This is a genomic window from Microseira sp. BLCC-F43 (assembly GCF_041929235.1).
In the GTDB taxonomy this organism is placed as follows: Bacteria; Cyanobacteriota; Cyanobacteriia; order Cyanobacteriales; family Aerosakkonemataceae; genus Microseira.
Genome location: NZ_JBHFNP010000111.1, coordinates 14230 through 38032, shown reverse-complemented (window position 1 = coordinate 38032; position 23803 = coordinate 14230). Strand labels below are relative to the sequence as shown.

Annotated in this window: 20 protein-coding genes; 6 read left to right on the top strand and 14 right to left on the bottom strand. The window is 45.8% G+C overall.

The annotated features are described in order from the left end of the window. Positions 1–111: 111 nt before the first annotated feature. Positions 112–684, bottom strand: a complete 573-nt coding sequence (locus ACE1CM_RS16355; RefSeq protein WP_374878573.1) for a Uma2 family endonuclease — start codon at positions 682–684, stop codon at positions 112–114. Positions 685–890: 206 nt separating this feature from the next. Beyond that, a complete protein-coding gene (locus ACE1CM_RS16350; protein WP_374878572.1) occupies positions 891–2330 on the bottom strand; it encodes a RecQ family ATP-dependent DNA helicase in 1440 nt (479 codons plus the stop codon). A gap of 396 nt (positions 2331–2726) precedes the next feature. Between ACE1CM_RS16350 and ACE1CM_RS16345 the strand changes: the two genes are divergently transcribed. Beyond that, positions 2727–3464, top strand: a complete 738-nt coding sequence (locus ACE1CM_RS16345; protein ID WP_374878571.1) for a glycerophosphodiester phosphodiesterase — start codon at positions 2727–2729, stop codon at positions 3462–3464. Positions 3465–3563: 99 nt separating this feature from the next. Beyond that, positions 3564–3788, top strand: coding sequence for a Ycf66 family protein (locus tag ACE1CM_RS16340; protein WP_374878570.1), 225 nt, complete (start codon positions 3564–3566; stop codon positions 3786–3788). Between the two features lie 17 nt (positions 3789–3805). Here the strand turns inward: ACE1CM_RS16340 and ACE1CM_RS16335 are convergent, their stop codons facing one another. The 6 genes from ACE1CM_RS16335 to ACE1CM_RS16310 form a co-directional block, all read right to left on the bottom strand. Further along, positions 3806–4252: a type II toxin-antitoxin system VapC family toxin gene (locus ACE1CM_RS16335; RefSeq protein WP_374878569.1), complete on the bottom strand. Its 447-nt coding sequence runs from the start codon at positions 4250–4252 to the stop codon at positions 3806–3808. Next, positions 4246–4551 (bottom strand): antitoxin family protein, encoded by a 306-nt coding sequence (locus ACE1CM_RS16330; protein ID WP_374878568.1) that lies wholly within the window; start codon positions 4549–4551, stop codon positions 4246–4248. The genes ACE1CM_RS16335 and ACE1CM_RS16330 overlap by 7 nt, the downstream gene beginning before the upstream one ends. Positions 4552–4669: 118 nt before the next feature. Beyond that, positions 4670–6283 (bottom strand): 2-isopropylmalate synthase, encoded by a 1614-nt coding sequence (locus tag ACE1CM_RS16325; protein WP_374878567.1) that lies wholly within the window; start codon positions 6281–6283, stop codon positions 4670–4672. A gap of 135 nt (positions 6284–6418) precedes the next feature. Then, entirely contained in the window at positions 6419–6544 is a 126-nt protein-coding gene (locus ACE1CM_RS16320) for a hypothetical protein (protein ID WP_374878566.1), read from the bottom strand. A gap of 98 nt (positions 6545–6642) precedes the next feature. Next, positions 6643–7161, bottom strand: coding sequence for an NYN domain-containing protein (locus ACE1CM_RS16315; RefSeq protein WP_226582827.1), 519 nt, complete (start codon positions 7159–7161; stop codon positions 6643–6645). A gap of 337 nt (positions 7162–7498) precedes the next feature. Further along, entirely contained in the window at positions 7499–7699 is a 201-nt protein-coding gene (locus ACE1CM_RS16310) for a hypothetical protein (protein WP_374878565.1), read from the bottom strand. A 552-nt stretch (positions 7700–8251) separates the two neighbouring features. Here ACE1CM_RS16310 and ACE1CM_RS16305 point away from each other — a divergent pair. After that, positions 8252–10840, top strand: coding sequence for a CHASE2 domain-containing protein (locus ACE1CM_RS16305; RefSeq protein WP_374878564.1), 2589 nt, complete (start codon positions 8252–8254; stop codon positions 10838–10840). 177 nt (positions 10841–11017) lie between these two features. On the opposite strand, the gene glmU is transcribed toward ACE1CM_RS16305, so the two are convergent. The 4 genes from glmU to ACE1CM_RS16285 form a co-directional block, all read right to left on the bottom strand. Next, entirely contained in the window at positions 11018–12373 is a 1356-nt protein-coding gene (glmU, locus tag ACE1CM_RS16300) for a bifunctional UDP-N-acetylglucosamine diphosphorylase/glucosamine-1-phosphate N-acetyltransferase GlmU (protein ID WP_374878563.1), read from the bottom strand. A gap of 1195 nt (positions 12374–13568) precedes the next feature. Then, a complete protein-coding gene (locus ACE1CM_RS16295; RefSeq protein WP_374878562.1) occupies positions 13569–14687 on the bottom strand; it encodes a two-component system response regulator in 1119 nt (372 codons plus the stop codon). A gap of 322 nt (positions 14688–15009) precedes the next feature. Continuing rightward, complete coding sequence (locus ACE1CM_RS16290; RefSeq protein ID WP_374878561.1) at positions 15010–15510, bottom strand: GNAT family N-acetyltransferase; 501 nt, start codon at positions 15508–15510, stop codon at positions 15010–15012. Between the two features lie 134 nt (positions 15511–15644). Continuing rightward, on the bottom strand, positions 15645–16844 hold the full coding sequence (locus ACE1CM_RS16285; protein WP_374878560.1) for an RNA polymerase sigma factor, RpoD/SigA family: 1200 nt from the start codon (positions 16842–16844) through the stop codon (positions 15645–15647). Positions 16845–17241: 397 nt separating this feature from the next. Between ACE1CM_RS16285 and priA the strand changes: the two genes are divergently transcribed. Continuing rightward, complete coding sequence (priA, locus tag ACE1CM_RS16280; protein ID WP_374878559.1) at positions 17242–19863, top strand: primosomal protein N'; 2622 nt, start codon at positions 17242–17244, stop codon at positions 19861–19863. A gap of 95 nt (positions 19864–19958) precedes the next feature. Here the strand turns inward: priA and ACE1CM_RS16275 are convergent, their stop codons facing one another. Further along, positions 19959–20486, bottom strand: a complete 528-nt coding sequence (locus ACE1CM_RS16275; RefSeq protein WP_374878558.1) for a hypothetical protein — start codon at positions 20484–20486, stop codon at positions 19959–19961. A 243-nt stretch (positions 20487–20729) separates the two neighbouring features. Between ACE1CM_RS16275 and ACE1CM_RS16270 the strand changes: the two genes are divergently transcribed. Together ACE1CM_RS16270 and ACE1CM_RS16265 are read left to right on the top strand one after the other, a co-directional pair. Further along, complete coding sequence (locus ACE1CM_RS16270; RefSeq protein ID WP_374878557.1) at positions 20730–21638, top strand: XDD3 family exosortase-dependent surface protein; 909 nt, start codon at positions 20730–20732, stop codon at positions 21636–21638. Between the two features lie 342 nt (positions 21639–21980). After that, on the top strand, positions 21981–22730 hold the full coding sequence (locus tag ACE1CM_RS16265; protein ID WP_374878595.1) for a PEP-CTERM sorting domain-containing protein: 750 nt from the start codon (positions 21981–21983) through the stop codon (positions 22728–22730). A gap of 93 nt (positions 22731–22823) precedes the next feature. On the opposite strand, the gene ACE1CM_RS16260 is transcribed toward ACE1CM_RS16265, so the two are convergent. Then, entirely contained in the window at positions 22824–23603 is a 780-nt protein-coding gene (locus ACE1CM_RS16260; protein WP_374878556.1) for a tetratricopeptide repeat protein, read from the bottom strand. Between the last annotated feature and the right edge of the window lie 200 nt (positions 23604–23803).

Genomic DNA, 23803 nt, shown 5'->3' with positions numbered 1-23803 from the left:
CCTATTTCTAAAGTAAGATCGATCCCCCAGTCATGCTACGCTAACCCCACTCATTTCTCGCTTTATGGAGATTAAAGGGAATTGTTGTCAAAGTACGCGGTGCATTTGTCATTAATCAAACTCAAGAGGCCACAAATCTGATATGGCTAATTCCCAGCCAGGGAGTACTTCTGGCAGTGTAAGTATATCACCGCTTTGCAACACGACTGGATCTTGATTGAGTCGATAAACCGTTACCGTTAATTTGTCAGGGTCAATCAGAATACCAACGCTGCTTCCAAGTTGCAAAAATAGCTGAATCTTTGCTTCAAGTGGCTTAATGCGGTCAGTTTTGGACTTAACCTCTACCATCAAATCTGGCACTAATTGTACAAAGTCGCGCTGGGTTTTTTTGAGTCTTTCTGCACGCACAAATGAAACATCAGGTGCGCGCAGGTTTCTGGGTTCGTTGCCATTGGCTGTTTCTTCAAGACTCGGCAAAATAAAGCCTGCACTCGAACCAGTGACTCGTCCTAGCTTGCGTGGCTTTACCCAATTGCAAAGCTGTATGGCGAACTCAGTAGCAATTTCGCTTGATTGGTAATCGCTTGGACTCCTGATTAAAATGTTTCCTTCTACTAATTCCATTCGCCAATCGGGATGTTCTGCTTGCAATTTCTCCAAATCTGAAATAGTGAGAGACATAAGGGTAACCTCAATTCTGACATCATTATAATTTCAAATAACAGAATGGCAAATCTGCCATCTAATATCCAATCCGTTGGCATCTGAATTACTAATCTCTCTTCTCTTTCTCTGCGTCCTCTGCGCCTTTTGCGGTTTATTCATTCAGACACAACCGGAAACGATATAAAATCTAAAATCTGCAATCTGAAATCTAAAATCTGCAATTACTTACAGCGATCGCAACACCCACACCGCATTTTTTCCGCTTCTAAATTAAACCCAAACCCGCGTAATAAATACTTCCAGCGACAATCGCGAGTATTGAGATAATCCACCATTTGTTGTGCGGCGTCGAGTTGATTAGATGTCTGCATTTTCGCAGTATTATTGATCGTGTAATGAAACGGATCTTGCCAGGTTAGCTGTCCGGTACTGTGGAGGAGAGACAATGCGATCGCCCCCTCAGAAAATTGTCGCGCTACTGCATTCACTTCCCCGGTTTTGGGTAATTTTTTCGCCAGTTTTTGGGCTTTTTGTTGTTGCGATCTCATCATGTTCTCAAAATACTGTCGCCTTTGCTTATCTTCTGGATCTAACCATCCCGTGGGTTCGCTTACCAAAGTAAAAGCATCCGCTGCTTTCCCATCTCTTCCCGCCCGTCCAATTTCTTGTACGTATTCCGATAATAATAGCGGCGCGTGAAAGTGAATTACCCATCTAACGTCTGGTTTATTTATCCCCATGCCAAAAGCAGACGTGCAAACCACAAACTGCATTTTTCCATTTAACCAAAATGCTTCGATTTCCCTTCTTTCCTCTGGACTTAACCCCGCGTGATACGCTGCGGTGGCATATCCCAATCTACCCAACCATGCGGCTAAACTTTCGCTATCTTTTCGCGTGCGGACGTAAATTAACCCTGATTTTTGAGGTCGTTCTTGGATAAATTTTAGCAACTGTTGGCGGCGCGATCTCGGCGTGCAAACTCTTTGCACTTTTAGCCGCAAATTCGGACGATATGGGTTTAGTCTAAACACCTCTGGTTGTTGCAGTTGTAGCACCTCCCGGATCGTTTTTTGCGCCGCTGGGTCGGCGGTGGCGGTGAAAGCTGCGATCGCTATTACAGTCCCCGCTGGTTTAGACTTTAATAAAGCCGAACGCACCGTCCCCAATCTTCTATAAGCAGGGCGAAATGTATCCCCCCACTGCACCAAACAATGCGCTTCATCTAAAATTATGCCGTTGATTTTTATCTGCGGTTGCGATATCCTTTCCCACACTGGCGCACTCAGTAATGTTTCTGGAGAAAGATATAACAACCTCAACTTTTGTTGTTCTATTTTATATAGCGTCTGCTTCCGTTCTAAGGATGGCAGTTCGCTATGTAACAAACCCGCCGGTAACCCACGCTGGCGCAACTCTTGCACCTGATTTTCCATTAATGCCACCAGGGGAGAAACCACCAAGGTTAATCCATTTTGCAACAATGCCGGAAGTTGAAAGCAAATCGACTTTCCCCCACCCGTCGGCATCACCACCAATGCGTCTTTCCCCGATAACAAGCTGCTTACTATTTCCCCTTGCGGCGGGCGAAATTCTTCATATCCCCAAATCCTTTGAAACGCGGCGCGCACTTCCTCCCAGCTTTTTTCCCCTCGCTGCATCAGATTGTAAAGTAGTATGTTGTTATCTTGATTGTTCCCAAATTTCTGGTATACTTATCTCATAATCCTATGATATGCAAAATTTTTATAAAACTCAATATTCCCATTATAAATTTATTTTACCAAAAATACGCAAAAATTCCCACCCCTTGCTTTAATTTAAAACTTTTGATAATATATCTTATAATGGGAATCCGTGAAATTTTGTGAGAGGCGGCAAGATTTCGAGTATGAGATTAGTATAAACAAAAGCGGTCAAAAAGTCTAGCCCCTTGCCTGCCTGAAAAAACCTGATATAATATATCTTATAATGGGAATCGGTGAAATTTTGTGAGAGGCGGCAAGATTTCGAGTATGAGATTAGTATAAACAAAAGCGGCAAAAAAGTCTAGCCATATGCCCTTAGAAATTATCGCTCATCGGGGGTATTCAGCGATCGCACCCGAAAACACCCTAGCAGCTTTTTATGCCGCGATAGAAAAAGGTGCAAACTCGATTGAATTCGATGTCCAGTTATGCTCTGACGGAGAGTTTGTCATCATTCACGACGCAAGATTAGAAAGAACGAGCAACGGGATCGGTAAGGTCAGAGAAAAAACCTTAGAAGAGTTAAAACAACTGGATGCGGGTAGTTGGTTTGACCCAAAATTTGCTTTGGAAAGAATACCGACATTGAGAGAGGGGTTGGAGGCAATTAAAAATTTAGATAAATTTGCCTATCCAGAAGTGAAAGGATCGGAGAATTGGACAGATAGGGATGTAGACAAATTTGTGCAAATTTTAATTGAAACGGGATGGGAAGAAAGATGTATAGTTCTGTGTTTTAAAGATAAATTGCTAGAGCAAGTTAGAGAAAGGTCAAGCAAAATTATTTTAGGATATCTGGTTGCTTCGGAAGAGGTGTATGCAGAAAAGTTGCCCAAAGCTGCTGGGGATGGGAGAGCGGTGATGATGAGTCAATATAATACTGTACTAAAAAATCCCTTTTTAGTTGAAGCTAGCAGAAATCAAGGGATTGATGTAGGTGTTTGGACGGTGGATAGTCAGTCAGATTTGCAGAAATTAGTTAATCTGGGTGTGGTGCGGATTGCGACTAATTCGCTTGTGGAAAAACCGGACTTTTTTCGATTATAAACAGGTTTAAAAATGTTAAATATCGGTACTACTTTCGGAGGGATTTTCGGACTTATTTATCTGCTTTTGGGAATATTTTAGCCAAATTTAACCATAGTCGTGTTAGCTAAACGTTCAAATGAACTAAATAGCTTGGCTAAAGTACTCTATATCATTCAAGCGCTCGTTTCACCGCTCGTACTTTTACTTTGTGGCCTAATTTTAATATATCAGGGCTGGCGATTAGATGCAATTCTTGTATTTTCGCAATTTTTGTTGATGGTCTTAATTATTTATCTGGCTTTTAAAGATATTATGCTCAACTTTAGGGAGCGAGGTAGGTGATGAAAAGATGCGATCGCTCAAGCATAATTATTCGGATTATCCGTCACCAATCCTTCAGATTGAGCCATATTGAGCAAGCGATGATCGGCAGAGATAAACACTAATTGAGCGTATTGAAAGCGCAACGCAGACGCTAGTTGAACAGCATCATAGGCGCGTAGGGGATATTGAATAACCAATTCACCTGGTGTTTCAATCAGCGCTTGGTCAATTTCGATGACTTCGTACTGGTTTTCAAAGTCTTCGCGCAAGTCTTGCACCACTAAGTTGAGATCGCTCGCAGATAGACTTCCCTCGCGTTGACGGCGTGCTAAAGCGCTGAGTACTTCTACCCAAGTTATCTGAGCGAGCCCGATTTGGTTACCCGTAGCAACATCGCTAATAGATCTAATCCAATTACTCCCAGTTTCAGCAATATAGCGTTTCACCAAAGCGCTAGTATCCAAGAAGTAAGCATTTACCACGGGCCGCGTGCCTCTATAATCGTTTCTGAGAGCGGTTTTCCTGGAATTTTCACCAGTTTTCTAGCTTGTTGACGCCGTGATAGTTCAGCTTTATCAACTTGACCCCGTTTAGAAGATGGAAGACGCAGCAATCCTTGGTCAATCATCGACTGCAAAACCTCTTCTAACTCGTTTTTTGGTTCTCCTGGCGCAACTTCCGGCACTATTGTTAGTCGCACCGTTTGACCTTCACTCAAAGATACGGGATTTAAAGGACACAAAACCCCATTTTCATACACCGCAAGAATAATTTCAGACATAGTTTTAATTTGAATGCATAACTTTATTTTAAATCCGAGGCAGAGCCTCGACGACCTCGTTCCCAGGCTGGAGCCTGGGAACGAGATCCAGAGGCAGATCCTCTGGAAGAAATAGCACTTAAACAGTTGTGCCAGCAGGAGGTTTTTCCCCTGTTTGGTTTTGCTCTCGCTGCAACGCTGCATAAAGACGATTGAGCGCATTTACATAAGCCTGCGCCGAAGCGACGATAATATCCGTATTCGCAGCATGACCGGCGAAAATTCGCTCGTTATGTTTGAGACGAATTGTCACGGCACCAATTGCATCGATGCCATCAGTTACTGACTGAACGGAGAATTCAATTAACTGATTTGGCACGTTGACAACACGATTAATCGCCTTATAAACCGCATCGACTGGCCCGGTTCCAATTGCAGCATCGGTTAATTCTTCACCCTCTGGCGTGCGAAGCATTACAGTCGCTGTCGGACGCGCATTGCTGCCGCAAGAAACCTGTACTAATTCTAAGCGGAATAAATCGGGAGCTTGTTGAATTTCATCGTTAACAATTGCTTCCAAGTCCCAATCAGAAATTTCTTTCTTTTTATCCGCCACTTCTTTGAACTTGACGAAGGCTTTATTTAAATCTGCATCCTCCAGTTCAAATCCCAACTCTTTTAAGCGGGTGCGAAACGCATTGCGACCGGAATGTTTGCCGAGTACGATTTGATTATCCGTCAAACCGATTAACTGGGCATCCATAATTTCGTAGGTGAGTTTATTTTTTAACACCCCATCTTGGTGGATGCCAGATTCGTGAGCAAAGGCATTTGCGCCTACAATTGCTTTATTCGGCTGTACGAACATCCCGGTTAAATTAGAAACCAATCTGGATGTTTTGTAAATTTGGTGCGTGTCAATATTGGTTAGGGGTGCTTCCGATTCGGGTGGGCGTCCCAAGAAGGGATTAAAATATTGTCGCCGCACGTGCAACGCCATGACTAATTCTTCTAATGCGGCATTTCCGGCGCGTTCGCCAATGCCGTTGATCGTGCATTCTAATTGCCTCGCGCCATTTTTAACTGCTTCCAGGAAATTCGCTACTGCCAAACCCAAGTCATTATGACCGTGGACGGAGATAATTGCTTTATCGATATTGGGGACATTTTCTTTAATGCCGCGAATTAGGGCGCCAAATTCGGCGGGGGTGGTATAACCGACGGTATCGGGGATGTTAACAGTTGTTGCACCGGCTGCGATCGCTCGCTCCAATACTTCATAAAGAAATTCTGGATCGCTGCGTCCGGCGTCTTCGGGGGAAAATTCCACATCTTCCACCAAAGACTTGGCATAGGCGACCATCTCCGGAGCGATCGCCAATACTTCTTTGCGAGTTTTTTTGAGCTTATACGTAAGATGGATATCCGACGTAGCAATAAACGTGTGTATTCTTGGTTTTGCTGCGGGTTTGAGTGCTTCTGCTGCTGCTTGAATATCCTGCCGCGTGGCGCGTGCCAAACCGCATATAATTGGTCCTGTTTCAGTACCGACGGCTTTAGCAATTTTCTGTACCGCTGCAAAATCTCCCGGACTGGCGAAGGGGAACCCGGCTTCGATCACATCTACACCCAGTCGAGCCAGTTGACGAGCAATTGTCAGCTTTTCGTCTACGTTTAGGGTAGCTCCTGGCGACTGTTCCCCATCTCGAAGCGTGGTATCGAAAATGATGATGCGGTCTGGTTTAGCGTTCATAGCTGAATCTGAGAATGTTTGGACAATTGCTCTTGTTCTATATTTTAGAATGCGCCGTCAAACCCAAGCATTTTTGCGACTATTTTCTTAAATGATGCTCAATTTTCCCGTTCAACGTCAAAGTTTTTACACGAGTTAGATCGAACGCGGACTTGCTTGCTCCTCTGGCGCTTGACCGAACAGGGAGAGCGAGGGGGGAGATTTTTTTCCTGATGCAATCTTCGAGCCAAAGCAGGTAACAGTTCGCGCTGCTTGGTTCATCTGCTTTTGGCGTAACGAACCCAGGGATTGCGTACTGCGGGAAGGCCGCGTCTCCTTAGCTCTTTCGCAGCCATGTCCCAATTACCAATTACCAATACCTAATAGTCAACTTTTTCTATTTGTGGTCTAATATCATTCAAATCTATGTACTGATCCGTCGCATTACGTAATTCTCTTGCTATCATCCCTTCTGTTGATACAACTGTTATATGGGTATTTTTCGACCTTAACAGTTCAATTGCCCTTTCAAAATCGCCATCGCCGCTGAATAAAACCACTCTGTCGTACTGATCGACTGTATTAAACATATCCACGACTATTTCTATGTCCAAATTAGCTTTTTGCGAGTAGCGACCCGAACTATCATCATAATACTCTTTGAGGATTTTGGTGCGAACCGTGTAACCCAGACTAATCAAAGCATCTCGGAAGCCTCGCTGATCCTGGGGGTCTTTTAATCCGGTGTACCAGAAGGCATTGATTAGCTTTGTTCCCGGTTCGCTTGTAAAGTACTCCAAAACACGTCGAGGGTCAAAAAACCAACCATTTTTTTGTTGAGCGTAGAACATATTGTTCCCGTCTACAAAAATAGAAAGACGGTTCATTGAGTAACCCATAGAAACTTAGACCTAAAATTACTAGAAGAGAATTTAAAGCAATACTCGATTATACCAATTCTGCTTAAAGTTTAGTTAATAATTAACAATCTATCGGTGCGTTCAGCCTTTTGCTAACCTCCCTCTAGGGACAGAATTATTGGATTAATCGAGTTTTAAAGGCTGCTAGCCCTTGATTGAGTGGGAGTAAGACCACTCGTCTATCTAAAACTCTACCTTAAACGGGTAAAACATAGGACACTGTGCTTGGCAGACTTATAATTTCGTGACTTTTGCAACCCAGGCTCGTGGAAACCTGACGATACTTACTCAGCAAATCCGGCTGGGTGCAACGAGGTCAGCGCGTTATATTGCGATTACAACTAGCAAGGGAATATATCATATAGAGTGCAGAAGGCGAAAGCCGAAGCGGTTTAACACAGGTTGCTGGTTTCTCGGCTGGCTGGATAATTGGTTCTATAATCATAGCGATCGCTTTCTGGGTAAGCGTTGAAAAAGCTTCTGGTGCATCGGGTGCTGCAAGATCCGAAGTAAGCATACCTATAAAAAACAATTATGCAAAAAGGCCGAAGCTATTTTTTCCCGTTGTGCTGGTTCGTTGACGGTTGCGATCGTTCTTTCCCAGCACGCTCAAGGTCGGAATTTGACCACCTGGAGCGAAAGTGGGTGTTTAAGCTGGGGAATACTATAATTCACACTGGCACTTTCCTGACACGAAAGGTGGCGCGCGACAAGACTCCCAGAGCTAACAAGCTCGCCATTAGCCATTAGCCATTAGCCATTAGCCATTAGCCATTAGCCATGATTCACTATCTATGACCGCGTCAAGTATATTTGCTGGTTTTGGCCGGAAAAGCAACCCCAACCCCTAAGGGAAAGGCGTTCGAGTTACCTGGGAGTCTGGGTTGGTATGGATGCCGCTAGGGTATTGCAGATAGCATACTGGTGAGAGTAGCTGTTTGCTTTTAGCGCTGATGCCAGAACCAGCTATGGCTCCTCCACTTTATAGGTGAAGATGTTATCAATAATTTTTTTAAACTGAAGTGCGACTCAATCATTACTGTTACAGCAATCAATTGCAACCCCTGATATGGCAGATGAACGTACCCTAACATTAACCAGCTCCAATGCTTCTGCCAAGAGTTCTGCGGCAGCAAACCCCATCACCGGGGGGACGCGCCAATATTCCCGTCTGGCGCGCTTAGGCCATATACTGACGGGAGCTTGCGCTTTAGCAGCAGCGATCGCTACCGCAGCCAACACAAATTTAGTCCGGCTGATGGAATACCAGGCGCAAATGTTATTTTTTGAACTGCGCGGCCCGGTAGAAGCCCCAGAAAATATTGTCATCTTGGCGATTGATAACGAGTCTTTAAAGCAAGCAGATATCTATCTGAGTGCGCCCCAACAGTATGCTTACCTGGAACCGATACAAACTTGGCCTTGGAAACGCGCCGCCTATGCCAAGGCGATCGATAAAATTATGGCTGCTGGCGCTCGTTCTGTTGCGGTAGATGTAGTATTCGATCGACCCTCGAAGTACGGAGAGGCAGATGACCAACAGTTGCGCCAAACGTTGCAGCGCTATGCCGGTAAAGTGACTTTAGGCGCAATTTACGAAGATATCCAGTCGAACCAGGGGACGGTTAACCAGCTAACCCAACCCCTTGCCCAATTTTTGACCCAACCCTTTTCTGTTGGCTCGATTAATTTCCCCCTAGAGGCAGATGGCAGAATTCACAGATTGGGCAGCGAATACCGCAAGCTACTAGAACAAACGTACAAAAAGCAATTAGTTGATGAGTTTAAACACTTGTCGGTAGCAACGCCCTCGTTTGGGGAAGCAGCGTTAACGGCATCGGGATTAAATTATGCCAAACCAAAAGGGGATCGCATTCACTTCTGGGGACCATCCGGCACGTTTAAACAAATACCTTTCTGGTACGTACTCGACCCAATTAACTGGAATGGCTATCTGCAACAGGGAAGCTATTTCAAAGACAAAATAGTGCTAATTGGACCAACGGCGACCGAGTTGAAGGATTTTCACAAAGCACCGTTTTCCCAAAGTTGGCTGTATCCCGATCCCTTAGCGGGAGTAGAAATTCACGCCAATGCGATCGCAACTTTACTACAAGGCAAAACCCTGCAAGAAATCCTTCCCCACACCCCCCTCAAAGGTTTATTTGTCTTGCTGTTTAGCGTTGGTGCAGGCTGGTGGTTAAGCAAGCGCAAGCGCTCTTTAAACCTGTGTGGCTGGACAGTTGGGATTGTGGTCGCTTGGAGCGGGATCGGCTATATTGCCTTTGTTTATGGTGGCTTAATTGTACCCGTTGCCGTGCCGGTGTTTGCGATCGCCCTGTCGGGTGTTTCCTACCTCACCACGGGAGTCGCCATCTCCCAACTGAAAAAACACGATCTCCGCAAACGCTTAGAAAGCAATGCCACCTTGCCTGAAGTACGGGATATTCTCGATACTCTGGATGACTTAAACCCGCTACCAGTGCAGTCCAAAGCACCCGTAACAATTAAATCCCAATCTGCACAGCTCAATTCAGTTCCAGCACCCATCAATTCAATACCCGCAACGAACAACAAAATCATCGGCTTTCGCTACGAAATTGTCAGAGTTTTGGGACAAGGAGGTTTTGGCGAAACCTATATTGCTTGCGACATCCAACGCCCCGGAAAGCCGAGATGCGTCGTCAAGCAACTCAAACCCGCTTTTAAAGACGCCAAGCACATGAAACTCGCCCGACGGTTATTCGCCACCGAAGCCGAAGTCCTGGAAAAAGTGGGTCAACACGCTCAAATTCCCCAGTTGCTGGCTTATTTTGAAGAAAACGAACAATTTTATCTGGTTCAAGAATGCATCGACGGACATCCACTCGATGAAGAATTGCTCATCGGCAGACAACTCCCCGAATCTATAGCGATCAACATGTTGCAAGAAATCTTGCAAATATTGGAATTTGTCCACGGGCAAGGCGTCATCCACCGAGATATTAAACCCAGCAATATTATCAGGCGGGAAAAAGACGGTAAATTAGTTCTAATCGACTTTGGTGCGGTTAAAGAAATCAACACCCAACTGCTAGAAAACGAACGACAAAGCCGCTTTACAGTCGGAATTGGCACCCAAGGTTATGCCCCCAGCGAACAATGCGCGGGGCGTCCGCGATTCAATAGCGATATTTACGCCGTCGGTATGATGGGCATTCAAGCTTTAACTGGACTACCCCCCCATCAGTTAGTGCAAGACCCAGAAACGGGAGAAATTCTCTGGACATCCAAGGCACAAGTGAGTGAAGAACTGGCAGAAGTTATTAGCAAAATGGTGCGCTACGACTTCCGCCAGCGCTATCAAACTGCATCAGAAGCCAGGGAAGCGCTATTAAAATTAACTAATTTTTCCCACGAAAGCGTGACTCAGGCAGATGATATGATAGATAATTCCGATCCGGAAAACATAGACGACTTTACCAAACCTTGGTCCGATAGGCAAGAGGAAGAAGACGAGGCTACCAAACCTTGGACTGGTATGCCCCAAGAGGAAGAAGACGAGGCTACCAAACCTTGGACTGGTATGCCCCAAGAGGAAGACGAGGCTACCAAACCTTGGACTGGTATGCCCCAGGAGGAAGCAGAGGAGCAGGTGAGCACAAGAGCAGAGGAGTAGTGTTGGGGCGGGTTTTACCAACCATTCTGTGGAAAGAAACTGGGTTTGTGTGAAAAATTGTGGAGCAAGGAAAGAGATCTAGGTCGAAACCCGGTTTCTTTTCTCGTTAAACCCGCCCCTACTTGCGTTATTAGCTATTAGCGCTGTGACTCATAACCACTCACTATTGACTATTGACTACTGACTATTTTTCAACTGCCAACCCGGTTTAACAACCTGACGTGCGCGAGCAATAACTAGGCAATCATCGGGTACATTTTCCGTTACAACAGATCCGGCGGCAACGGTGACATCGGTTCCCAGGGTTAGTGGCGCAACCAAAACGCTATTAGAACCTGTTTTAGTGCGATCGCCAATCAAGGTAGGATGCTTCTTGACGCCGTCGTAGTTCGCCGTAATCGTACCCGCACCGATATTTACCTTAGAACCCAACATGGCGTCTCCCAAATAAGACAAGTGGGCGACGTTAGTGCGATCGCCCAAGGTAGTATTTTTCAGTTCGACAAAATTCCCGATGCGACAAGATTGTCCCACCTGGACTTGACCGCGTAAATGGGCATATGGTCCGATGCTAGTTCCACCTGCAACAACGCTATTGATCGCCACCGAATACAGCACCGTCGTATTCTCGCCGATGTGGCTATTTTCAATTAAACTACCGGGGCCGATACGACAACCCGAAGCGATCGTTGTATTCCCGCGCAAATGGGTTTGAGGTTCGATAATCGTATCCGGTTGGATCTGTACCGTATCATCGATGGTGATGCTGTCTGGGTCGATCAGCGTCACCCCCGCAGCCATCCACTTATCTTTGACCCGCGCTTGCAAGATATTGTAAGCCGTTGCCAGTTGCTTGCGATCGTTGATCCCCAGGACTTCCTCGTAGTCCTCCACATCCATCACCATCACCGGCGAGAGATAATTTACCGCATCGGTTAGGTAGTATTCTTTCTGATCGTTATTAGCCTGAAGTTGAGGTAAAACTTTTTCCAGATCTGCCCAACGGAAGCAGTAGACTCCAGCATTGACGCGGTGATTTTGTTTTTGAGCTGCCGAGCAGTCCCGGTCTTCTACAATTTGTTCAAGGATATTGTTCCCGTGGCAAAATACGCGCCCATACCCGGCAGGATTGGGCAGATTCGCCGTCAGGATTGTAGCTGCGTTTTGGTTGGATTTGTGAACCTCAAGCAGTTGCTCAAGGGTTTCCGGGCGCAGGAGGGGAATATCCCCGTTTAAAACCAGCAAATCTCCATCGAAGCCTTGTAGATAAGGCAATAACTGTTGAATAGCATGTCCGGTTCCTAACTGCTGCTGCTGTTCGACAAATTCCACATCCGGATGCGACTGCAACGCGGCTTTTACTTGTTCTCCCTGATACCCTACGATCGCAAACCGCCGCTTGGGCGCAAGACCTTGACAGCTATCGAGTACTCGTTCGACGAGACTTCGCCCGCCCAAAGAATGCAACACTTTGGGCAAAGTGGATTTCATGCGAGTTCCGCGTCCCGCCGCTAGAATTGCTACCGCTACCATAGACAACAACAGGTATGAGAATGGAAAACTGAGGAGTACTCAAAAGCGATTCTACTAGGAGAGGGAGTGGGAAGGGAAAAATTTTATCGGTAGCCGTTCCTCAAAACCTCTGCAAATCTCGGCAGAGATCGGCAGATCTAGGAACGTGCCGACTCAGCCTGGCACATGGGCCTGCCTACGTTGGGGAAGCCGCGACACCTACAGATGAACGCCAGTCTGTAGCAACTGTCGAACTAGGTTAACCAATAGCGACTCAGGTTTATAAGTCCGTGCCTAGTTCCAAGTAAGCTTCCTCAACATTGTCGAGGCAAACCTTTCTTAGCAATAAGGATGACAGAAGATGTCAAATTACGTTTCTCTTGAGGTTGAACATATTCAGCCAAAATCAAAGGGCCAGAAACTGCAACTTAATTCTTCTCCACTTCTACCCATAGCTACTCATTTTTGGGTATGTCTGATATGATTTGGTCAACTAATTCTCGCTTGCCGTTCTTTCCATTCAGGAACTGTTTTTAATTTTTCCCTTACACCTTCTCGAACATTAAACCCAACAGGTTTACGGTCAAAATGTTCGTCTGCTCAAGGTTTTGCGCCTAATTTGTGTTTTTTATCTCATGGCATACATAATCGCTGTAAATATTGCTATATTAATATATAACACCTTTAAAGGTTAACCGATGGCAACTCTCACGTATGTTAAAGGATTACCGACAATAGCAGCATAACTGAGTAGCTGATTCACAAATATGCAGATGTTTCTTGCTGCTTACAGTCTGGTCTGGTATTTCACTCTGGCGCGTGTGAAACAGCTAATCATATTCTGGCTGGAAACAATTTCAACAAATCCAGTTGGAACACTCACTTACAGACAACTTACGGAATCTCAAAGCGTCATGGCAATGGTGTTATTTCTGATGCTCAAGGCGCGGTTGACGCATCCAAAAAGCATCGAAAACTTGACATTGAGACATGAAAAGGTAAACTAGAATTTATCATAAACAAAAAGCGGTTTTCAGTTCGCCTTGAGTATTGCCAGCCAGTCCATCGAAGCGATGGATACACCTACGCCTAAATCTCTGCAAGCTCCCGTTATTTGCTCGAGTTATGAAGAGATTTTTGTACTCAGCAGTCAGCCCCAAAAAAGCAAAACGATCCGCTGAACTCGTTTGGGAACCGATGTCGCCCAATTGTCAACTCATGAAGCTAAAGTCGCTGTTTTTTCCACCAAACTGCTGGCTTTAGCGTTCTCATGCTTGACCTTTGCTTTCAGGACGACGGTGCGAATAAACTGGGTAAATTGCTCCACCAGTTCGGGATTGCGCCAACCTTTAGCAGTTTCTGCCGCAATAATTTCTAAAGCTTTTTCGGGGGTGAAAGCCACTTTGTAAGGCCGTTCGCTGGTCAGGGCGTCGTAGATATCGATGATTTGAAATACCTGCGCCAAAAAGGGAATTTCATCCCCGGCGAGGCGATCTGGGTAGCCCGAACCATCCCAGCGCTCGTGATGGTGGCGGATAATCGGTAGAACGCCCCGCATGGTTCGCAAAGGCTGGCAAATTTTTTCGCCGATCAGCACGTGCTGCTTCATCACCTCGAATTCTGTGGGTGTGAATTGGCCTTTTTTCAGCAACACGGCGTCGGGAATGCCCACCTTGCCGATATCGTGCAAATATCCCCCCCACATTAAGTCCCGGATTTCTGTCCGGGACAGATTGAGAAATTCACCGAAGGCTTTACCCATCGCCACCAGTCGTTCGCAATGGTCGCCGGTGTTGGGATCGCGGCTTTCGATGGAACGGGCAATGGAAAAAAGTACTTGTTCGGCGTGATCTAAGTCTTCGTTGAGGCGCTTCTGACGTACCAGGGACTTGACGCGCGCCGTCAGTTCCAGGCGGTCAAACGGTTTGGTGAGGAAATCATCTCCCCCAGCTTCGATGCCGCGAATGCGCGATCGCCTATCGTTGAGTGCAGTAACGAAAACAATGGGGATCAGCCGCGTATGTTCGTCCTCCTTCATACGCCGACACACTTCAAACCCATCCATTTCCGGCATCATTACGTCCAGCAGCAACAGATCCGGCTTGGTTTCGGCTACCATAGACAGCGCATGAGGACCGCTTTCTGCTTCCAGCACTTGATACCCCTCTACTGCTAGTAGCGTCGCCGCCGTCATGCGACTGGTAGGATGATCGTCAACCACCAATATTAAGGGTTGTTCTGATAAGCCCCCTTTATCGGCATCAGACCAGCTACTCAATGAGGTTACAGTGCCTAACGAATCAACACCCATACCAAAATCGGGACTTGCGATCACAGTTGCCTTCCTAATACTTCCAGGATGTTCACTTCAGCTAAAGACACAATCCAATTTTTACCAATAGTAAAGAATTTCTAACCAAAGCGGTCAAGAAGAGTAAAGCAGTGTCAGGAGCGCCTAACACGGAGCCATCTAACCATAAGAAAATATATTATTCAAGCCCTAGCTGTGAGACAGCACTCGGATTTTTTGTGATGCAAATCACAAGGGGTTATGGGAGCAAGACATGGCGCATGTTTTGGCTATTGGGCATGGGGAATCGGACAATTAAAAATCAGTCGGACGATTGATCTTGAATTGTACAATTCCATCCGAGGGCTTAAAACTGAGTATCCGCTTTTTGAGCCAATTCGGTGAGAGAAGCGCCACTGACGCGACAAATGCGCCACTCTTCTAAGATAGAAGCTCCCATGCGTTGGTAAAAAGCGATCGCCGGAGAGTTCCAATCCAAAACGCTCCACTCCAGTCGCCCGCACCCGCGCTCAACTGCCAGTTTGGCAATATAACCAAGCAGTGCTTTACCAATCCCTTGTCCTCGGTATTCTGGCAGCACAAATATATCTTCTAAATATATTCCTGGTTTAGTCAAAAATGTGGAATAATTATGAAAAAATAAGGCAAACCCAACAACTTGTGCTTCTAACTCAGCCAGAATAGCCTCAGCATAAGACCGCTTCCCAAACAGGTGTTCCTCCAGGGAAGCTGGACTACCAGTGACGGCATGAGAGAGTTTTTCATACTCCGCCAGGGCCACAATTAAATCAAATAATACCGGCACATCAGTTGGCGTAGCCGGTCGAACCAGCGCTGGAAAACCCATAGTCTAATTTAAGATTGCAGATTTAAGATTGCAGATTTAAGATGTAAGATTAACTCAATCTGCAATCTTAAATCTTAAATCTGCAATTGATTGTAGATTAACTCAATCTGCAATCTTAAATCTATCATCCGCCATTAGCTAAGCCAGTTTTTCAACCGCTGAGCGATTTGGGGGCGTCTCAATTTCCGCATCGCTTTGCTTTGGATTTGACGCACCCGTTCCCGCGAAAGATTATACAAGCTGCCGACCTCTTCTAAAGTACAAGGTTCGTTGGTAGTCAAACCATAGCGCAGGGAAATGACATCCTTCTCCCTGGGGGTGAGGACATCCCCCAATACTTCCCAAATCTCCTGACGCATCATCGCATCGCTCATCTGCTTTTCGGGCGATTGAGTATCGGTATCTTCCAGGAGATCGACGAGTTCGGTGTCTTCTTCTTTACCAACGCGATGGTTGAGGGAAAGCGATCGCCTCCGCAGCTGTAACAACTGGCGCAGGTGTTCGGGGGAAATATCTAAAGCTTGTGCTATCTCAACTTCGTTGGGATTGCGCCCCAGTTTTTGCTTGAGTTCCCGCTGCACTTTTTTGAGTTTGTTCAGCTTTTCGACGATGTGGATTGGTAGGCGTACCGTGCGCGCATCGTTAGCGATTGCCCGCGTAATTGCCTGCCGAATCCACCAGTAAGCATAGGTAGAAAACTTATATCCTTTATCCGGATCGAACTTCTCGGTGGCGCGATTCAATCCCATCGCCCCTTCCTGAATCAAATCCAGAAACTGTACGCCCCGGTTTAAATACCGCTTGGCAATTGAAACCACTAACCTCAAGTTCGAGCGAATCATCCGCCGTTTCGCCACTCGCCCTTGATAAAGCCGATTTTCCAATTGCCGTTCGGTTAACCCACACGCCGCCGCTAGTTCTTCTGTGGTAGGCTTTCTCCTCAAGGCAGTCTGTAAGCGTTTTTGCTGTTCGTCTAATTTAACCAAAACTTGGATGCGGCGGGCTAATTCTATCTCCTCGCTGGGTTTCAGGAGTGGATAGCGCGCCATTTCCTTGAAAAATGCGCCTACAGCATCATCGGCAATCGTTTTTTGATAGCCTGACGTGCGAACTTCTACCAATTCACCTTCATCCCCTAACTCGATCGCTTCTGCTTCCGCTTGTACTTCAGCTAGATCTGGTTCGGAAGGCTCCAAATTGCCAGAGGATGTCAAATTCATATCTACCAATACTGGATCGGTATTCTGGTAATCTAACTCAGCAATATTCATAATCAGGTCTGTTTCGGATTCGGGTAACGACTGGTTGTTCAAAAGTGGTTTTTGTTTATACATTCTAACTAAGTCCGCTCCACCTGTTAAGGATTTTGCTTGATGCTTAACTAGATTCTTTTATAGAGAACCTATTACTGTTTTGCCTGCTGTATTATTTATGGCATTAAAAGGAAAATTTAACTAATAAGGTTAATGTTCTATGACATAACTTATAAATGAGTCATCCTTAAACTTTTAGTAAGCTTTCAGGCTGTAATCAAAGCATCTCATATACTAGAAAATTTTCTTCTCTATCGTCGGGGGTAAAACACGCACTATGCTACGGACGGAAGTGTCAGCGGGCGCTACAATTATAAATTAACTTAAAACTCCGCCTCCAGCAAGATTAATGGATGGGATTAACTCAGTAGTTGCGAACCGGCTAAAATACAACATAAATCTGGTTAACAAGAGCTGTATGTATACTACCCATTTGAGCGGCAACTTGCCTTTAGTCGCCGAACCTGGATCGTCTTATGAGACTGCTTCGTCTCCCAGCAAATGGGTGGAAGCGCTGGTATATTGTCCAGGGATTGGTGAAGACGCTCAAAATGGGGAAGATTCCCGGAGTATGCAGTTATATACTTACAGCTTGCCGCCAGAGATGGAAGTGCAGCCAGGGGATATTTTAACCGTGCCGTTTGGGACGCAGGTGTTGAGAGCGATCGCCATTCGCATCATTAACCAACCCCCCGCCAATCTAGCGCCGGAAAAAATCCGCGATATAGATGAGGTCGTTAGCCCCGGATTTTTACGTGCTACCTATTCAACCCTGCTGTTGCGCGTAGCTTCTTACTACCACGCGCCGCTGATGACGGTAATTAAAGCCACGTTACCGCCTGGGTTACTAGATAAACCCCAGCGTCGCCTTCGCCTCAATCCGGATACTATCCCTACCGGCGCAGCTGCCTTTCTCAGTTTATCGGCGCGAGGGATTTTAGAGGTGCTACAAGCTTCTAAAACCTCCGATTGTGCCTGGAACTACGTTAAACAGCAATTGGAGAAACAACATCGCATCAACCGCAACGGAGCTGAGCGAGGATTAAAAGAGTTGCTCAAACGCCGTTGGGTGAAAAGCTATCTCGAAATCGCCCCAGCTACAAAGCCGAAATTAAGAAAAGCGATCGCTCTCTCCGCCAATGCATACTCTAGCAACGTCACCCTCACATCCCGCCAAAGAGAGATTTTAAAATTTCTCAGCACCCAAGGCGGGGGCGAAATGTGGCTCGATGATTTGATCAAAACTTACAAGACAACCTTGTCCACCCTAGAGACACTAGCGGAAAACGGCTGCGTTGTGATTCAGGAACAGGAAATCCTGCGGAAATTAGCCGAACCAGAAGTAGCAGCCAATGCTGACAAAGTATTGACAGATAGACAAGCTTATGCATTAGAAAATATTAATAATTTAGCAGGATATGCCCAAGTACTGTTGCATGGGGTGACGGGTTCGGGGAAAACAGAAGTATATTTACAAGCGATCGCTCCGGTTCTCGCCGCTGGTAAATCGGCGCTAGTATTAGTACCGGAAATTGGACTGACACCGCAGTTGAGCGATCGCTTCCGCGCCCGCTTCGGCAGTAAAGTTTGTATTTATCACAGCAATCTTTCCAAAGGCGAACGCTACGACACCTGGCGTCAAATGCTGGCAGGGGAACCCCAAGTCGTCATCGGCACACGTTCAGCCGTATTTGCCCCCCTACCCCACCTGGGTTTAATTATTTTAGACGAAGAACACGATTCCAGCTTCAAACAAGACCAACCCACCCCCACCTACCACGCGCGCACCGTCGCCCAATGGCGCGCCGAGTTAGAAAATTGCCCGTTAATTTTAGGTTCCGCCACCCCTTCTTTAGAAACTTGGGTAGAAGTGAGCGAGCGGGGGAGCAGGGGAGAATTATCCAATTACCAATTACCAATTAGCAATTACCCATTACCAATTACCCATTACCTATCCCTACCAGAAAGAATTCAATCGCGTCCATTACCGCCTGTAGAAATAGTCGATATGCGGCAAGAATTGCGCGAGGGTAACCGTTCAATTTTTAGCCGCTCGCTTCAAGATGCCTTGCAACAATTGCAAGAAGAACAAAAGCAAGGAATTTTATTTATCCATCGACGCGGACACAGTAGCTTTGTCTCTTGTCGCAGTTGCGGATATGTGATGGAATGTCCCAACTGCGATGTTTCCCTTTCTTATCACTACACCTACGAAGGCGCGCCCCAATTGTTACGGTGTCATTACTGTAACTTTGTCATAGCTCACCCAAAAACTTGTCCGGAATGCAGTTCGCCTTATTTTAAATTCTTCGGCAGCGGTACTCAGCGCGTCGAACAAGAATTGAAAAAGCAATTTCCTCAGTTGCGCTGCATTCGATTTGATAGCGACACCACCCGCAATAAAGGATCGCACCGCACTTTGCTAACCCAGTTTGCTAACGGGGAAGCAGATATTTTATTAGGCACTCAAATGCTAACTAAAGGGTTAGATTTACCCCAAGTTACTTTAGTAGGTGTTGTAGCAGCTGATGGACTGCTGCATTTATCAGATTACCGCGCATCAGAGCGGGCATTTCAAACTTTAACTCAAGTCGCAGGTCGAGCGGGAAGGGGCGATGACCCTGGGCGAGCAATTCTGCAAACTTATACACCAGAACATCCAGTCATTCAAGCGGCGCAACATCACGCCTATGAATATTTTACCCGCTCAGAATTGCAGCAGCGAGCCGCATTAAATTATCCCCCATATGGACGTTTAATTTTATTTCGCTTGAGCAGTTTAGATGAAGTTGAAGTTGAAAATACTGCCTTGATGCTAGCAGCTCACTTGCGTCCAGTAGAAGAGAACGCAGCAAGTTACGAAATTTTAGGGCCAGCACCTGCTAGTATTATGCGAGTTGCCAATCGATATCGATGGCAAATTTTAATCAAGTTTCCACCAAATATTCCCCTGGACTTACCAGATTTGACTGAGTTGCGAAACTTGTGTCCTGATTCAGTTAGCTTGACGATTGATGTTGACCCGCTCAATTTTATGTAATTGTGGGGTGCCGTACTCCAGATATGCTGGAGATGGTGCGTTACACTGCGTTAACGCACCCTACATATAGAGATGTTGCGTCAGTCCTGTCAATTCTAAATACTACATGGTAAATCTACTTTTAAACCAGATAAAAAGATTTGCACGATCCATTCATCGCCAGTCCACTCACCGCCTAAAAACCTGTTCAAAGATTGACAAATTTCCGCTTTTACTGTCTGTTCAGATACAATTTCAGGTTGTGCTTCTTCTACAATGGGAAGTGGCTCGCTACTTGACTCAAATTCATTAATGCTGGATACAACCTCAAATTTTCCATCGGCGTAACAAACAGCGCCTTTGTACTGGTTCAAAATATCTAAATAGACAATTTGCAACCTGTGCTGCATTCCTCGTTCAAACCGCTGGAAAAGTGATGGTTCAAAGGTTTTTTCCCAGTTTTTGATAAACTCTGAGTTGTTTCGTAACTCCGTCTCTTTACGTCCCCTTAAGTCATCTATTTGGTAATTAATTCCCATGCGGATAACATCCGCTACGCTGGTTCCCAAACTTTTCGCTTTTTGCTTTAACAAATCGTCTTCTTCTTCCGTCAACCTGATGCGATATTGCTTGATTCTTTTCATAGAGCTATCCAATGGATATCCAATCTACGTTTCCCAGTATAGCTGGGAAGGGTTGTTGACGGCGCGCAGCTGCCTCCGACTTATTACTGAATAATCAAGGGATAATTGTATAATTAATTACATAAAAACTTGCGAAATTATGATTATACTTTCGCAAGTTTTGACAAGTGCTACGGGATTATAAGCTTTGAGCTGGGTAGTTTTACAGGTAAGCTAATCTCATCAGCGCAATAGGACATCAGGGTGCTAAAAGCAATCAGATCTGGCAAGGTATCAAATTTACTCAAGATCGTAGCAGTTGCTGCCGGTATTATTTGTATAACAGGGTCAGCAAATGCGGCTAGTTTAACGCGGGGGACTACATTTAATACATTCGTTGAGTGTTTCAACGACGGCGTCGGCCTGGTTATAGGGCAAAATTCTACTATTAATGGCTGGCAGTATGCATTTGATTCCAATTCCGATGGAGTCAACGGTATGTGGGGAATTGGTGCTGCTGCTGGGCAGAGAAATCCTTATGATATTTTCGGCATGGCTGTTAAAGAAACTGCCGACAGCATTATCGTAGTTCTTAACGGGAATATGCCTTTGACAGGAAGCCCAGAAGCGAGTGTAGCATCTGGACAAATTGGATGGGGGGATTTATTTTTCAACCTTTCTGGTCAAGACTTTGCATCAGCGATGAATAGCGGGGATTTGTTCGGTATTCGCTTTTCTGATGTGAATGCTTCTGGGATATCAAAACTCGGTGTTTACGGAGGCGTTCAAGCTAAAACCGTTACTGATATCAAAAATGGCTACACAACTGCTGCTGGTGGGATATCGGGATATGAGAATTATGTCACCAGACTAGGTGGTACGGTGGGTTATGGAGATTTGTCCCGTAGCTATTTAGGGACGAAAGATGGGAAATTTAATTTGAATGCGATCGCTTCCGGCAATTTTCTCACAGATATTACCTTCCTCGCCAAAGGTGATGTGACGCCACAGTTACTAGCCACCGGATACGATACTAAAAACCTTGCTGGAGCGCACACCATCGCGTTTAAGTTTAATCAGTCGGCACTCAGTGGATCCACCTCCGTACCCGAACCTTCGAGCATTATTAGTTTAGCAGCGATTGGCTTGGCGATCGCTTGCTGCAAGCAATAGCCACCATTGTTTCACTCATACAGTGCCTGCATCCGTACCCTACAGATGCAGCATTTATACTTATATAAGTAATAAAAAACATAGCTAACTATTTCGGTAAATACCCAATAGAAGTTCAACGGTAATTTTAAAAAGAGAAGTGGATTTACGCTTTTTTTCTGAAGATTCCGTTTCCTATGCTTGGAACCTGGAACGGAAAAACAGACCAAACCAAAAGGAAATAGCATGAAATCCTCTTTGCTCAAAGCTCTCTTCGGTGCTACTGCAACTGTTGCTGGTTTAATCTCGATGACTGGGAACGCCAATGCTATCAGTTTAGGCGGATCAACCCTCTCCATCGCCATGGAGTGCAACAACGACATGATGGCAATGGTGCTGGGTAACAGTCCCAGGGGTGAGTGGCAGTATGTTAATGATGCGGTAGGAGATGCTTATGGTGGCGAACACTATGAATTGTATGGAATGGGTTTCATGGAAGATGCCACTCACGTTTATTTCGCGATTAACACCCACGACATGGGGTTGAATGCAGGTCAGGACACCATAAGCAATGGACGCACTCAATACAAAATTGGCTATGGGGATCTGTTAATTAACACTACTGGAACCAACCTAGCAACAGCTAACGGCAACCTATTTGGCGTTCACTTCGGTGCTAATAGTGGGGGAGTGACTCAAGTCGGTCTTTATGGTAATGTAACGGCTAGGAGCGTAGGGGGACAGCACGTTAGCTCCCAGGCGACCATCGATGGCTACCTGAGAAATATGCCTGCAAATGCAGCAACTTCGGCAAATTTCTTTGGCAGCTTATCTCGCGAGACTGGTCCTAGCTATTTCGATCCAACTGGTTTTAATGTGATTCAGTCGGGAAGATTGCTTTCGGGAATTGAAATGCTGACGCCCAATCAGTTACAAGGCGTAGGTTACAATAGCAACCGCTTCCAAGGTGGTACAACTGTTGCATTCCGTATCGCTCGTTCATCCTTTGGTCCGGAACAATCAGTTCCCGAACCTACAACTATCCTTGGTTTAGCAGCTATTGGTTTAGCTTTGGCGATTGGTAAGCTGCGTAAGCAGAATGTGGACGAGTAATCATCACAGGGTGCTGACGGCAAAACTAGCATGAAGTTTTTTCGCAAAAAATATCGCCGGAGTCACCAGGGTCAGCTGACTCCGGCATTGCTTTTAAGTTATTACGGTTGAACCGCGTTCGAGCCGTTGTAAAATGCGATCGATTTGCTCGGCTTGGTCGCTTTTACCTTGAGCTTTGAATAAATCTCTAGCTTTTTTTAATACCTCTACAGCTTCTCGTCGTTGACCTTGTCGAGTCAAAGTAACGCCTAAATTAGCATAAGCTTCGGCAAATTCGGGATTAACGCGGATTGCTTCCCGCCACTGAGCGATCGCTTGTTGTCGCTCCCCAAGTCTAGCCAGGACGTTCCCCAAATTATAGTGAGCTTTAGCGTAATTGGGATTAATCCGAATTGCTTGAGTATATTCTTGCGTCGCTTCTGTGAGTTTGCCTTGTTGAGCAAAGGCATTGCCCAAGTTATGATGAGCTTCTGCCAAATTAGGATTAGCGCGAATCGCTTCGCGATAGGCAGCGATTGCTTCTGGTTGCTTGCCAATACCTGCCAAAGCTGCTCCCATATTTAGGTATGCTTCTGCCATGTTGGGATTGAGACGAATCGCTTCTTGGTATTGAGCGATCGCCGCTTCCAACTGTCCTTGCTGCTGAAACGTCACCCCTTGGCGATAATAACCCAATGCTTGCTCTTGGTTTTCTGGGCGCGAGCCATTCCTGGGAACAGGCGCTTGATTTTTTTGAATATTTTCCAAGCTTGGCAATGCCAGTGCTTGAGGTGACGTTGTCAAACTCAGACTGCTGACAGCGACAGCGAGTAGATTAATCCACAAACAAGTTTTTTTACCCATCGGCTTTAGTAGCAGATTTTCATATTTCATCTTGCCATATTACACCAGTTTTTTTGGCTAGGATCAAGTCGGTAATCTGGCATCTAGCTTAGGGCATAGAGACTAGGGGAGAGAAAGTATTCACTCTCAGCTAAAAAACGATTGGGCGTCCCTAATTTTGCATAAATTTTACCAGAGAGCCTGAGCCACATGGAGAAGCTGCCTGAGCAGCAGAAAATCGACTGGGGGAA

Bases quoted from the DNA above. Each gene is read 5' to 3' on its own strand.
- ACE1CM_RS16355 (WP_374878573.1), bottom strand. From the start codon at position 684: ATGTCTCTCACTATTTCAGATTTGGAGAAATTGCAAGCAGAACATCCC.
- ACE1CM_RS16350 (WP_374878572.1), bottom strand. From the start codon at position 2,330: ATGCAGCGAGGGGAAAAAAGCTGGGAGGAAGTGCGCGCCGCGTTTCAA.
- ACE1CM_RS16345 (WP_374878571.1), top strand. From the start codon at position 2,727: ATGCCCTTAGAAATTATCGCTCATCGGGGGTATTCAGCGATCGCACCC.
- ACE1CM_RS16330 (WP_374878568.1), bottom strand. From the start codon at position 4,551: ATGTCTGAAATTATTCTTGCGGTGTATGAAAATGGGGTTTTGTGTCCT.
- ACE1CM_RS16325 (WP_374878567.1), bottom strand. From the start codon at position 6,283: ATGAACGCTAAACCAGACCGCATCATCATTTTCGATACCACGCTTCGA.
- ACE1CM_RS16320 (WP_374878566.1), bottom strand. From the start codon at position 6,544: ATGAACCAAGCAGCGCGAACTGTTACCTGCTTTGGCTCGAAGATTGCA.
- ACE1CM_RS16315 (WP_226582827.1), bottom strand. From the start codon at position 7,161: ATGGGTTACTCAATGAACCGTCTTTCTATTTTTGTAGACGGGAACAAT.
- ACE1CM_RS16310 (WP_374878565.1), bottom strand. From the start codon at position 7,699: ATGCTTACTTCGGATCTTGCAGCACCCGATGCACCAGAAGCTTTTTCA.
- ACE1CM_RS16305 (WP_374878564.1), top strand. From the start codon at position 8,252: ATGGCAGATGAACGTACCCTAACATTAACCAGCTCCAATGCTTCTGCC.
- glmU (WP_374878563.1), bottom strand. From the start codon at position 12,373: ATGGTAGCGGTAGCAATTCTAGCGGCGGGACGCGGAACTCGCATGAAA.
- ACE1CM_RS16290 (WP_374878561.1), bottom strand. From the start codon at position 15,510: ATGGGTTTTCCAGCGCTGGTTCGACCGGCTACGCCAACTGATGTGCCG.
- ACE1CM_RS16285 (WP_374878560.1), bottom strand. From the start codon at position 16,844: ATGTATAAACAAAAACCACTTTTGAACAACCAGTCGTTACCCGAATCC.
- priA (WP_374878559.1), top strand. From the start codon at position 17,242: ATGTATACTACCCATTTGAGCGGCAACTTGCCTTTAGTCGCCGAACCT.
- ACE1CM_RS16275 (WP_374878558.1), bottom strand. From the start codon at position 20,486: ATGAAAAGAATCAAGCAATATCGCATCAGGTTGACGGAAGAAGAAGAC.
- ACE1CM_RS16265 (WP_374878595.1), top strand. From the start codon at position 21,981: ATGGAGTGCAACAACGACATGATGGCAATGGTGCTGGGTAACAGTCCC.
- ACE1CM_RS16260 (WP_374878556.1), bottom strand. From the start codon at position 23,603: ATGAAATATGAAAATCTGCTACTAAAGCCGATGGGTAAAAAAACTTGT.